Source organism: Nonomuraea insulae (assembly GCF_042656245.1).
The window spans coordinates 85548-98772 of record NZ_JBHSPA010000006.1 but is presented as its reverse complement, the minus strand read 5'-3'; the positions used below and the strand labels follow the sequence as shown (position 1 = coordinate 98772).

At 70.9% G+C, this 13225-nt stretch carries 6 protein-coding genes; 2 read left to right on the top strand and 4 right to left on the bottom strand.

Annotated elements, in window-relative coordinates:
• Window positions 1–89: 89 nt before the first annotated feature.
• Both ACFPZ3_RS03200 and ACFPZ3_RS03195 read right to left on the bottom strand, forming a co-directional pair.
• Entirely contained in the window at window positions 90–3137 is a 3048-nt protein-coding gene (locus ACFPZ3_RS03200) for a glycoside hydrolase family 3 N-terminal domain-containing protein (RefSeq protein ID WP_379512405.1), read from the bottom strand.
• Between the two features lie 274 nt (window positions 3138–3411).
• Complete coding sequence (locus ACFPZ3_RS03195) at window positions 3412–5928, bottom strand: DNA gyrase/topoisomerase IV subunit A (protein ID WP_379512404.1); 2517 nt, start codon at window positions 5926–5928, stop codon at window positions 3412–3414.
• A gap of 452 nt (window positions 5929–6380) precedes the next feature.
• On the opposite strand from ACFPZ3_RS03195, the gene ACFPZ3_RS03190 reads away from it, so the two are divergent.
• The gene (locus ACFPZ3_RS03190) at window positions 6381–7205 is read left to right on the top strand and encodes a TauD/TfdA dioxygenase family protein (protein ID WP_379512403.1); all 825 of its coding nucleotides are present in this window, start codon (window positions 6381–6383) and stop codon (window positions 7203–7205) included.
• 299 nt (window positions 7206–7504) lie between these two features.
• Entirely contained in the window at window positions 7505–9619 is a 2115-nt protein-coding gene (locus ACFPZ3_RS03185; RefSeq protein WP_379512402.1) for a RecQ family ATP-dependent DNA helicase, read from the top strand.
• Here the strand turns inward: ACFPZ3_RS03185 and ACFPZ3_RS03180 are convergent.
• Entirely contained in the window at window positions 9609–12260 is a 2652-nt protein-coding gene (locus ACFPZ3_RS03180) for an ABC transporter substrate-binding protein (RefSeq protein WP_379512401.1), read from the bottom strand. The two genes, ACFPZ3_RS03185 and ACFPZ3_RS03180, sit on opposite strands and share 11 nt — an antisense overlap.
• Window positions 12261–12317: 57 nt before the next feature.
• Window positions 12318–13211, bottom strand: a complete 894-nt coding sequence (locus tag ACFPZ3_RS03175; protein WP_379512400.1) for a carbohydrate kinase family protein — start codon at window positions 13209–13211, stop codon at window positions 12318–12320.
• Window positions 13212–13225: the final 14 nt, after the last annotated feature.

Genomic DNA, 13225 nt, shown 5'->3' with positions numbered 1-13225 from the left:
GCCTCGGCGGGCCCGCAACCTAAGGCCCTTCGGCGGAGGACCTGTCATGGAAAGCCCTTCAGCGGGCCTTCAACGCCCTTTTGCGGGCCTTAGCGGGCCGCCTGGGTCAGCAGGTCCACCGCCTTTCGCAGGTTGCCCGCCGCCAGCTCCTGGTCGGCCGACGCCTGCAGGCCGGGCCGCTTGCCCGCGCCCTGCGCGACGTCCCTGGCCACGGAGACGACGGCGTCGTCCACGGCGTACGAGTCGCTCTTCGAGCGTTCGAGCAGCGCCGCGGTCACGCCCAGCGTGCCCAGGACCGCCTTCGTGTCGCGTACGGACCCGTCGGCGTTCCAGTTGCGGCCGGACAGAGCGAGGGTCAGTGCCGCGGCGGCCGCCTTGGACAGGACGTCGCCGCGGGCCAGCGTGTCCCGCGCCGCCTTCAGCCGGTCACGGCCCCGGTCGGTACGCAGCCCCCATCCGTACGGGAACAGCGGGTCGTAGGAGGCGTCACCCACGTTGATCGGAAGCTGCTCCGCCGACCGGAACCAGGTGAACGGCAACCGCCCGGTGTACGGCACCGCCCCGAACAGCGGATCCGCCACCCCGTCGCCCTCGGTGCCCGGCAGCCAGGAGGCCACCACGGCCTCGACGCCCGACAGGTCGCCCAGCGACATCGGCCGCCCGGAGACCACCAGGACGGCACACTTCATGGCCCCGCACACCTTCTCGACCGTCGCCCGGTCGGCGGCGGACAGGTCCAGGGTGCGGCCGGCGCGGCCGACGTCGCCCTGCCCCTCGGCGTACGGCGTCTCGCCCACCACCACGACACCCACGTCGTGCCCGGCCAGGCCGGCCGAGGCGTCGCGGGAGTAGGTCACGGAGGCGGCGCGGGAGCGTACGGCCTGCAGGATCGTGGTGCCTGGGGTGATCGCCCCCGACGAGCCCTGCCAGGTGATCGTCCAGCCGCCTGACTGGTTGCCGATGTCGTCGGCGTTGGACCCGGCCACGTACACCTTGGCGTCCCGGCGCAGCGGCAGCAGCCCGCCGTCGTTCTTCAGCAGCACCTGCGACTTCGCCGCCGCCGTACGGGCGACCGCCCGGTGCGCCGCCGAGCCCACGTCGCCGATGCGGGAGCGGTCGGCGTACGGACGCTCGAACAGCCCCAGCCGGAACTTCTGCGTCAGGATCCTGGCCACCGCGTCGTCCACCCGCGCCACCGGCACCCGCCCGGCCTCGACCTCGGCCTTGAGCGTGCTGGTGAACTGCGGGTACGCGTACGGCACCATGATCATGTCGAGCCCGGCGTTGATCGAGGTGCGCACGTCGCTCGGGTAGTCGCCGGGGATCTGGTCGATGGCCTGCCAGTCGCTGATCGCGAACCCCTTGAACCCGAGCCGCCCCTTGAGCGTGCCGTTGATCAGCTCGTCGTGGGCGTGCATCTTCAGCGGGCCCTGGCCGAAGTCGACGCTGGAGAAGGAGGGCATCACGGTGGCGACGCCGCGCTCGACCGCCGCCTCGAACGGCTTGAGGTGGATCGCCGTCAGCTCCTCGCGGCTCATCCTGGTGACGCCCTGGTCGATCGTGTAGTCGCCGCTCGTCGAGGAGCCGTACGCGGTGCCGCCGTCGCCGACGTAGTGCTTGGCGGTGGCCAGCACCCCGTTGTCCTGCAGCCCGTCGATGACCGTGGTCATCCGGGACACCAGCGCCGGGTCCTCGCCGAACGACTCGTACGCCCGGCCCCAGCGCTCGTCGCGCGACACGCACAGGCACGGCGCGAAGTCCCACGGGATGCCGGTGGCCTTGACCTCCCTGGCCGTGATCTTGCCCGCCTGCTCGACCAGGTCCGGGTCGCGGGCCGCGCCCAGGCCGACGTTGTGCGGGAAGATCGTCGCCCCGGCCACGTTGTTGTGGCCGTGCACGGCGTCCACGCCGTAGATCAGCGGCACCTGCAGCCTGGTCTGGCGGGCCTGGAGCTGGAAGGCGTCGACCATGTCGGCCCACGCCTCCGGAGTGTTGCGCGCCGGCGCCGAGCCGCCGCCCGACAGGAGCGAGCCGAGCAGGTACGTGGCGATGTCACTCTGCTTGCCCAGCGCGCCGCGCTCGGCCTGCGTCATCTGGCCGATCTTCTCCTCCAGCGTCATCCTGCTCAGGAGGTCGGCCACGCGGTCCTTGGTGGATTTGCGGGTGTTCAGGTACGGGAGGCCGTGGGCGTTGATCACGATGACCGGCGACTCGGCCGGAGGCCTGGTGCCCGTGCCGGACAGCTCGATCGGGATGGTCTCCGCCATCTCGTTCTGGCCGTCGGCCAGCGTCTTCACCGTGAGCGTCCTGGCCGAGCCAGAGGCCGTGCCCGCGGGGAACGTCAGCGTGCCCTGGGCCGGCCGGTAGTCGGTGCCGGGGGTGGCGGTGCCCGTGCCGGTCCTGTAGTCCACGGCCAGCTCGGCGGGGAGTGGCGCCCCGTCGGCCGTCGTGACCGTGACGCCTACCTTGACCTCGCCCTTCTCGTTCACCGGGTAGACGGGCGCGTCGGTGGACAGCCGGGCGGGACGCGGGGGCGCCGTCCCGTACACCTGGACCTCGTCCCAGGCCAGGGTGCCGGAGGCGGTGGGCAGGCGCATCGCGTAGCCCCACATGGCCACCAGGTCCAGTTCGCCGTCGGTCGGCGCGCCGCCAGGCTGGTAGTCGGTGCGGCGGGTGAAGCTCGCGAACGGGACCTCCACCTTCCGCCAGCCCGCCGTGTCGTCGGTGAACGACGACTCGAACAGCTCCGCGGCGCCGGGGCCGCCGCCGCCGTCCTTGAGCTCGAAGAAGATCTTCTGTCCCGAGCCGGCGCCGTTCGCCCAGAAGGAGAAGCCCTCGTACGGTGACCAGTCCTGGGTGGCGGGCAGGTCATGGGACCAGCCGCCGTACTGGCTGATGGCGTAGACGGATCTGAGAACCCGGTTCGTCCCAGGCGCTCCCGGCCGGTCGGTTCCGGGTTCGATCGTGAGCGCCGGGGTCGAGGCCGCGTCGTTGCCCCAGGCGTAGACGCCGGAGGGAATGCCGTCCGACTCGAAATCGGTGATCGTTTGCGGCGCGGCGGCCGTGGCTTGGGCGGGTGGGACCACGATCAGTGAGGCGGCCAGGACGAGGGCCGCCCATAAGGGGCGTCGGAACACGGTACCTCCAGGGGCAGAGAGCGCTCTCTCACATGAGATCGGCGCGGGACCGCGTTTCATAACACGTACGGAGTGACAAAAGTGAGCACCGCCACCGGGGGACCATCCCCGAACCAGCCCGCCACCCGCCACCCGCAGCCCGCCACACAGACGATCCCTGAACACGCCCGCCGCGCACAGAGGGGCCCTGAACACGCGGACGGGGGACGCCCGCAGTCGCGACGCCCCCCGGACGGAACGTCCGGAGCCGCTACGGGCCCCGGACGTCACCCCGTCATTCGTCCTCGGAACCGTCCTCAGCAGGAGAAGCCGCCGCCGACCCGCCACCGGGCAGAGCCTCGGGGCCGGAGGCGAGGGCGCCGCCGATGGCGCCGATCGTGTGCGTGAGGCGGACGCCCGAGCCGTCGCGGCGCCCGACCTCCTCAGGCAGCGGCACCGGCTTGCCCACCGCGGAGACCGCCTTGGCGGGCGTGGGACCGGCCCAGGCCAGCAACAGTTCGTCCTCGCCCTTGAGGAAGCGCTGGGCCCGCACGCCACCCGTGGCGCGGCCCTTGGCGGGGAACTCGGCATAGTCGGAGAGCTTGCCGCCGCCCACCTGTGTGCCGGGCAGCGCCGTGGAGGAGCCGGCGACGGTGACCACCGCGGCGGGACGATCGGGGTCGACCGCGCCGAACCAGATCACCCGGACCCCGTCGTCGAGCCGGATCCCGGCCATGCCGCCCGCGGGACGGCCCTGGGGCCGCACCAGCGAGGCCTGGAAACGCAGGAGCTGGGCGTCGGAGGAGATGAAGACCAGGTCGTGGGACTCGGAGACCAGCTCGACCGCGCCCACCACGCTGTCGCCGTCCTTCAGGGTGATCACTTCGAAGTCGTCGCGGTTGGCCGGGTAGTCGGGGACCACCCGTTTGATCACGCCCTGCGCGGTGCCCACGGCCAGGCCTGGGCTCTCCGGGTCGAGGGAGCCGAGGCCGACCACCCGTTCGTCGGGTTGCAGCGACACGTATTCGGAGACCGGGTGCCCGCCCGACAACGTCGGCGGGTTGGCCGAGGGCGGGAGGGTCGGCAGGTCCACGACCTGGACGCGGATCAACCTGCCCAGCGACGTGACGACGCCGACCTCACCGCGTACGGACGTGCGCACGACGCTGACCAGCACGTCGTGCGCCGCGCGATCGCCCTCGCCGGGCAGCGGCGTGGCGTCGGAGGTGCGCGCCAGCAGGCCGGTCGAGGACAACATCGCCAGGCACGGGTCGTCGGCCACCTGCAGCGAGACCACCGCGGTGCGGGCGACGCCGGGCGCCTCCAGCAGGATGGTGCGGCGCGGCGTGCCGTATTTCTTGGCCACCTCGGCCAGCTCGCCCGAGACCACCTGGCGCAGCTTCGTCTCCGAGGAGAGGATCTCCGTCAGTTTGGCGATCTCGTCGGTGAGCGTCTCCTTCTCGCGGTCGAGCTCCAGCTTGTCGTAGCGGGTCAGGCGGCGCAGCGGCGTGTCGAGGATGTAGGCGGCCTGGATGTCGGACAGGTCGAACACGTCCATCAGCCGCGTGCGCGCCTGCGCCGAGTCGTCGGAGGCGCGGATGACCTGGATGACCTCGTCGATGTTGAGCAGCGCGATGACCAGGCCGTCGACCAGGTGCAGGCGCTCCTCGCGCTTGCGGCGCCGGTATTCAGACCTGCGGCGCACGACCTCGAGCCGGTGGTCGACGTAGACCTGCAGCAGCTCGCGCAGCCCGAGCGTGCGCGGCTCGCCGTCGACCAGGGTGACGTTGTTGATGCCGAACGTCTCCTCCATCGGCGTGAGCCGGTAGAGCTCCTCGAGGACCGCCTCGGGGATGAAGCCGTTCTTGATCTCGATGACCAGCCGCAGGCCCTTGTGCCGGTCGGTGAGGTCCTTGAGGTCGGCGATGCCCTGGAGCCGCTTGCTGGTCACCAGCTCCTTGATCTTGGTGACCACGCGCTCGGGGCCCACGTTGTAGGGCAGCTCGGTGACGATGATGCCCTTGCGCCGCGGCGTGATCTGCTCGATCTCGCACTTGGCCCGCATGCGGAACGTGCCACGCCCGCTCTCGTAGGCGTCGCGGACGCCCTGCAGCCCGATGATCAACCCGCCCGTCGGCAGGTCGGGCCCCGGCACGAACCTCATCAGCTCGTCGAGCGTCGCGTCCGGCTTCTTGATCAGGTGGCGGGCGGCGGCCACGACCTCGACCAGGTTGTGCGGCGCCATATTGGTGGCCATGCCGACCGCGATGCCGCTCGTGCCGTTGACCAGCAGGTTGGGGAACGCCGACGGCATGACCGTGGGCTCGGTCTCCTGGCCGTCGTAGTTGGGCTTGAAGCCGACGGTGTCCTCGTCGAGCGACTCGACCATGAGCATGGCCGCCGGGGCCAGCCTGGCCTCGGTGTATCGCATGGCGGCGGGGGAGTCGTCGGGCGAGCCGAAGTTTCCGTGGCCGTCCACGAGCGGCAGGCGCATGGAGAACGGCTGCGCCAGGCGCACCAGCGCGTCGTAGATGGCGCTGTCGCCATGGGGGTGCAGCTTGCCCATGACGTCGCCGACGACGCGCGAGGACTTGACGTGCCCGCGCTCGGGGCGCAGGCCCATCTCACTCATCGAGTAGAGGATGCGCCGCTGCACCGGCTTGAGACCGTCACGAGCGTCCGGCAGCGCCCGCTGGTAGATAACCGAGTAGGCGTACTCGAGGTAACTCGTGCGCATCTCGGAGGAGACGTCGATATCGACGATCCGCTCCTCGAAGTCCTCAGGTGGGGGTGCAGTCGTACGTCGGGCCATCTTGTGCTGCGCGGCTGCCTCGGCCGTCGCGCCGAGGGGAAGCGCATCCTCCTTCTGTTCTCGTGCTGTAACCGTAGCCGTCAGCTCGCTGAAGAAGCGTCAGATCGGCGTGTGAGGCGTCGACGTAACCTCCTGCCGTCGCGAGACGATGACGGCCAGAGGCACGTGCGCGCACGCGAGCGGTGTGGGTTCCAACGTGTTCGCCCCTGGAGATGATGGCACGAGCCGGGTCCCCAGTGGCGTATCGAAGTCTCGGGGAAAACCGTAACGATCCATGCGCGGTTGAGCATACGGCCCGTGGTGGCCGCACCTGAGATGGATCTTCTCACGTAAGGATCCTACTCGATACCACCACTTCTCGCAGACTTGTTCGAGAGCGGCAATGTGGTCTTGACCAAGCAATTGCTTGGTCGTACGTTCTGGACTAGGGTTCCCACCTGTCCGGAGGCGTCATGATCGAGTTCCATCCCGTGACCAAGCACATCGGCGCCGAGGTCACCGGGGTCGATCTGCGCAAGCCGCTGTCGCAGGAAGAGGTCGCGGCCCTGCGCGCGGGGTGGCTCGAGCACCTCGTGCTGTTCTTCCGCGACCAGCCCATCGACGACGAGCAGCACCTGCAGTTCGCCCTGAACTTCGGCACACTCAACCACCCGGCCTTCAAGAAGGACTCCACCAGCCCCATCCACATCCTCGACCAGACCTCGCCCAAGGGGGAGGGCGGCGACGAGTGGCACAGCGACAACACCTTCGAGCCGACGCCCCCGATGGGCTCGCTGCTGCGCTGCATGCAACTGCCCGGCGTGGGCGGGGACACGTGCTGGGCGAACACGTACCTGGCGTACGAGACGCTCTCGCCGTCCATCCAGCGGCTGTGCGACGAGCTGACGGCCGAGCACGACATCACGATGTCGATGAAGAAGGCCATCTCGAAGGGGCACCCGTTCGATCTGGCCGAAATCCAGGCGAAATGGCCGCCCATCGAACGGCCCGTGGTACGCGTCCACGCCGAGACCGGCCGCAAGGCGCTCTTCGTCAACCGCGCGTCGACGACCCGCCTGATCGGGCTGAACGACCGGGAGAACGAGGCCCTGCTGCCCTTCCTCATCGATCACATCCGCTCCCCGGAGTACCAGCTCAGGCTGCGCTGGCGGCCCGGCACGCTGGCCTTCTGGGACAACCGCCCGACCCAGCACTACGCGGTCGCCGACTACACCGAACGCCGCCGCATGCACCGCGTCACCATCAACGCCTTCCCTGAGCACGCCGACCCGTCCTGAGCCGCCCCGTCCTGAGCCGCCCCGTCCTGAGCCGCCCCGTCCTGAGCCGCCCCGTCCTGAGCCGCCCCGTCCTGAGCCGCCCCGTCCTGAGCCGCCCCGTCCCGAGCCGACCCGTCCCGAGCCGACCACGCGGACGGCCGACAGGGCGCACGTCACGGAGGCCGGCCGGTGAACCGGAGGAGCGTTCCCCTGGACGGGGCCGGCCCCGTGCGGTGGGTGGGGGCAAGTTGGCGCAGCCGTAAAGGATGGTCGAGGTTTTATGGAGCATTCGGTCGGCGGGAGCTGATAACAAGGGAGGCATGATTGATGCCCCCGATGCCGGGATGCTGCGGGAAGAGGCGGAAGCGCGCCTGCGGGCGCTCGCGGGCGAGCACGCCGTGCTCCGTGAGGACCAGTGGGCCGCCATCGAGGCCCTCGTGGTCGATCGGCGCAGGGTGCTCGTCGTGCAGCGCACCGGCTGGGGCAAGTCGGCCGTCTACTTCGTGGCCACCGCGCTCCTGCGCGCGCTCGACGAGGGCCCCACCGTCATCGTCTCGCCGCTGCTGGCCCTCATGCGCAACCAGATCGCCGCCGCCGAGCGCGCCGGGATCAAGGCCGTCACGATCAACTCCGCCAACCCCGAGGCGTGGGAGGAGATCTACAGCCAGGTCGCCGAGGGCCTGGTCGACGTGCTGCTGGTCAGCCCCGAGCGGCTCAACAACCCCGACTTCCGCGACAACGTGCTGCCCGAGCTGGCCGAGAGCGCCGGGCTGGTGGTGGTCGACGAGGCCCACTGCATCTCCGACTGGGGCCACGACTTCCGGCCCGACTACCGCAGGTTGTCCACCCTGTTCGCGGACCTGCCGCCCGGCATCCCCGTCCTGGCCACCACCGCCACCGCCAACGCCCGCGTCACCCGCGACGTGGCCGAGCAGCTCCGGCTGCCCCCGGAGCTGCGCCCCGACGGCGACGACACGCTGGTCCTGCGCGGGGCGCTGGAGCGCGAGAGCCTGCATCTGAGCGTCGTACGCCTCCCCACCGCCGAGCAACGCCTGGCCTGGCTGGCCCAGACGGTGCGCGAGCTGCCCGGCTCCGGCATCGTCTACACCCTCACCGTGGCCGCCGCCCACGAGATCGCCGGATACCTGCGTGAGCAGGGGCTGGAGGTGGCCGCCTACTCCGGCCAGACCGATCCGGCCGAGCGGCTGGCGGCCGAGGAGGCGCTGCTCAACAACAAGATCAAGGCGCTGGTGGCCACGAGCGCGCTCGGGATGGGCTTCGACAAGCCCGACCTGGGGTTCGTGGTGCACGTGGGGGCGCCGCAGTCGCCGGTCGCCTACTACCAGCAGGTCGGCCGGGCCGGGCGCGGGGTCGAGCGGGCCGAGGTGATCCTGCTGCCCGGCGTCGAGGACCGCGACATCTGGGCCTATTTCGCCTCGCTGGCGTTCCCGCCGGAGGCCGTCGTGCGCACAACGCTGCAGACCCTTGAGGAGCGCGGCCTCATGTCCACCCCGGCTCTCGAGACCGCCGTCGACCTGAGCCGCAGCCGCCTGGAGATGATGCTGAAGGTCCTCGACGTGGACGGCGCCGTACGCCGGGTCAAGGGCGGCTGGGAGGCCACGGGGCGCGAGTGGGCCTACGACACCGAGCGCTACGCCCGCATCGCCGCCGAGCGCCGGGCCGAGCAGGAGGCCATGCTCGCCTACCTGACCACGACCGAGTGCCGCGAGCAGTACCTGCGCAGGCATCTCGACGACGACGCCGCCACTCCGTGCGGCCGCTGCGACAACTGCACCGGCCGGCACCGCTCACCGGAGATCGCCGCGCAGGCCGTCGAGACCGCCCGCGAACGGCTGAGCAGGCCCGGCGTCGAGATCGAGGCCCGCAAGCAGTGGCCGACCGGCCTGTCCGACCTGTCCGGCCGGATCAAGCCGGAGCTGGGCGCCGAGCCGGGCAGGGCGCTCGGCCGGCTGACCGACATCGGGTGGGGCAACCGGCTGCGGGAGATGTTCGGCGGGGAGGACGCGCCGATGGCCGACGACATGTTCGCGGCCGTGATCAAGGTCCTGTCGGCCTGGGAGTGGCGTGAGCGCCCCGTCGCCGTGGTCAACGTGCCGTCGGGGGCACGGCCCAAGCTGGTGCGCGGGTTCGCCGAGCGGCTGGCCCAGGTCGGGCGGCTGACCTACCTGGGCGAGCTGGGCTACCGGGCGGGCTCTCCTGGGCAGCAGTTCAACAGCGCCAAGCGGGTGCAGGCGATCAGGGGCACGCTGGCCATGCCGAAGGACCTGAGCGCCGCGATCGCCGGATGCGGCGGGCCTGTCCTGCTCGTGGACGACCGCGTGGACACGGGCTGGACGGTGACGCTGGCGGCGGCGCTGATACGCCACGCGGGCGCCCCGGCCGTGCTTCCCCTGACCCTGGCCGTCACGAACTAGCGGCCAGGCCGATCGTGGTCAGGTCGTAGTCCCCGTAGACCGGGCTGACGTGCAGGTCGGCCGCCTTGGCGCCGCGCAGCAGCAGCGAGCGGCGCCACGTCAGCGGCACGAGCACCGCCTGGTCGGCCACCTGTTTCTCCACCTGCGCCCACAAACCGGCCCTGACCTGCGGGTCGAGCTCCTTCGTCGCGCTGTCCACGAGCGCGTCCACGGCGGGCAGCCGTACGCTCACGTTGAAGGAGTACTCGTCGAGGATCCGCCGGCTGTCCACCTGATCGGGCAGGAAGGAGTAGGGATCCGGCCAGTCGAAGATCCACGACTTGACGATGAGCCCGATCCCCTCCTTCTTCAGATACGCCGGATTGCCTCCTTGGAGGCGATGGAAGTCCGCGATCTGCGCCGACTTCAGCTTGATCTCGATGCCCACCTTGGCCAGAGCGGCCTGCACCGCCTGCGCGGCCCCCGCCTCCCCCGCGAGGTCACGGTGCATGTACGTGGCCGTGAAGCCGTTCGGCTGCCCGCACTTCACCAGGTCCGCACGGGCGGCGGCCGCGTCGCCCCGGGGCGTGAGAGCAGGGTCGCGGTAGTGCCGGCCGGGCACTGCGGGCGGCACTAACGAGGTCGGCACCTGGTCCGTCAGCGGGCGGTCGGACGCCTGCACGGTGTTCAGATCGAGCGCGCGGACCACGGCGCGGCGGCACTCCACCTTGTCGAACGGCGGCACCTGCGGGTTGATCGCCAGCGTGCGCACCGTCGTGACGGGCGCGTCCGCCTGGGCCTTGCGCGCGGGATCGGCGAGGATCGCCGGGATCTCGGCGTCGGGAACGAACGAGCCCACCTCCGCCCCTCCCGACGTGATCAGGCGGGCCGCCTGGTCCGTCTCCATGCCGTACGTGAGCTCGAAGCGGTCGGGGAGCGCCGTGCGGTTGGGGTCGGTCGCCGGATCCCAGTTGGGGTTGCGGATCAGCTTGACGACGTCTTCGGTGGCACTCTCGATCTGGTACGGGCCGGAGGAGACCACGCCGGAGCGGTAGGTGCCCCGCGTGTCCTTCGCCTTCGGCACCGGGACCGTCTCGGGGAGTTGCACGAGGTGGTCGAACGTGGCCAGCGGCTTCTTGAGGTGGAACGTGATCGTCCGGGCGTCGGGGGTCTCGATGGCGGTGTCGGTGCCGGCCTGCGGCGACTTGTACGGGCCCTGGTAGCCGGCGGGGAGGTCGAGCAGGAGGTCGAAGAGGTTGGTGCCCTGCGCGAAGCTCACGTCCATGCTGCGGAGCACCGCGTACTTCACATCGGCCGAGGTGATCGGCGTCCCGTCCTGAAATTTCACGCCTTGTCGGAGTCTGTAGGTCCAGGTCTTGCCGCCGTCGCCCGGCTCCCCGAGCCCTTCGGCCAGGTCGGGCACGATCTGCGTGCCCGCCGCGCCCGGGGCCGGCTTGAACATCGTCAGCGAGCGGCCGTACAGGCGGACCATGTTCCACGACTGGGTCATGTACATGTCGGCCGGGTCCGTGGAGTCCAGGCCGACCGCCGAGGCCAGGCGGATGGTGCCGCCCTTCCGGGTGGACGGGCGTACGACGGAGGTGAGCGCGCTCCCGTAACCGGTGGCGACCGAGGTCGGGGTCGGGGACGGGCCGCTCTCGGAATCGTTCAGCCGCACCACCATCCAGGCGGTGACTCCCACGACGACCGCCGTCGCCGCCGCCCCGGCCGTCACGAGCAGCCCCCTCCGGCCCCGCCTGCCCGGCGCCGTGACCACGCCCATCGGTCCAGGTCCCGTCCACGCCCCGCCCACCTGCCCGGGCGCGCCCGCCTGCCATGGCGCGAGCGGTGCGGGGCCGGAGGAGCGGATGAGGTCGCGCAGGAGTTGCTCGGCCGAGGGCCGCCGCTGATGATCCTTGGCCAGCGCCGCCCACAACAGCGGCCTGAGCGAATCGGGCACCCCGCTCAGGTCGGGCTCCCCGTTCATGATCCGGTGCATCACCACCGGCAGGGCCCCGAACCCGAATGGCCCCCGACCCGTGGCCGCGTACACCATCGTCCCCGCCCACGCGAACACGTCGCTGGCCGCGTGCGGATCCCCCAGGAACTGCTCGGGCGCCATGAACGCCGGGGTCCCCACCACACTCGTGGAGATGCTCTGACTCACGTCGAGCGCCCGCGCGATCCCGAAGTCGATCACCCGTGGCCCATCGGGCCCGAGCATCACGTTGCCCGGTTTGAAGTCGCGATGGATCACCCCGGCCCGGTGGATGGCGGCCAGCGCGGTGGCGGTCGCCACGGCCAGCCGGATCAGGACCTGCCCGCCTATGGGGCCGTCGGCGGCCACGTGGTGCTGCAGGGAGGGCCCGTCCACGTACTCGCCGACGATGTACGGCTGCCCGCCCGACTCCGACACGTCCAGCACCCGCGCCGTGCAGAACTCCGCCACCCGCCGCGCCGCGTCGGCCTCCCGCAGGAACCGCCGCACGGCCCGCTCGTCCTCGGTGAACCTGGCGTGCAGCAGCTTGACGGCGACCCGCTCACCGGACGGCGCGAGCCCGAGGTAGACGCTGCCCTGCCCACCTTCTCCGAGGAAGCCGGTGAGCTGGTAAGGGCCGATGGAGGACGGGTCGCCGGAGCGTAAGGAGCGTACGCCGGGCATCGAGCTCCTCATCTAGGCGCTGTCGGGATTTTTCCACGATAACGCCGACGAAGCGGTCTAGAACGGCGGGCGCGCACCCAGGTGCATGATGGCCTTGGCCGCGAGCCGGCAGCCCGAGGACAGCGCCTCTGCCGGAGGCTTGCCCTCCAGCCAGGCGGGCAGGAAGCCGGCGGAGAACGCGTCGCCCGCGCCGGTGCCATCGACGATCTTGTCGACCGGGTCGGCCGCCACATGAACGGGGTCGGGGCGGCCGTTGCTGTACCACAGCGCGCCTTCGGAGTTCATCTTGATCACGACCTGCGGGAACCACGCGGTGAGCACCTTGGCGGCGGCCTCGGGATCGTCGCGGCCGGTCAGCACCTTCGCCTGGTCGGTGTTGGCGAACAGCAGCTTGACCCCGTTGGTCCACTCGAGGAACGGCTCGGCGCCCGTGCGCTCCAGCGGAGCGGAGGAGGCGCAGTCGATCGAGATCGACATCCCGCCGCGCCTGGCCATGTCGAGCGCCGCGAGACCCGCGTCGCGCGAACCCTCGTTGATCAGCGTGTAACCCGACAGGTGCAGATGCGTGCCCGAGGTGAACAGATCGCGCGGCAGATCCTCCGGCGACAGGGCGGCGTTGGCGCCCGGGTCGGAGAGCATCGTGCGCTCACCCTTGTGCGTGACCAGCACCACGCAGGTGCCCGTCGGCCGCTCGGGATCCATGACGAGCCGGGCGTCCACGCCGTAGCCCATCAGCTCCATGTCGCGGTTGCGCCCCGTGATGTCGGCGCCTCTGCGACCGATGAAGGCGACCTCGGCGCCCTCGACGGCGAGCCAGGAGGAGATGTTCGCCCCTGAACCACCGCCGTGCATGGTCACGATCGCCGGGGTGTCGCTCGCTCGGGCGAGTGCATAACGGGCGCGAGCGACCGCGTCGGTCATGAGATCGCCCACCACGACGACCCGCGTCATGATGTCACCACCTT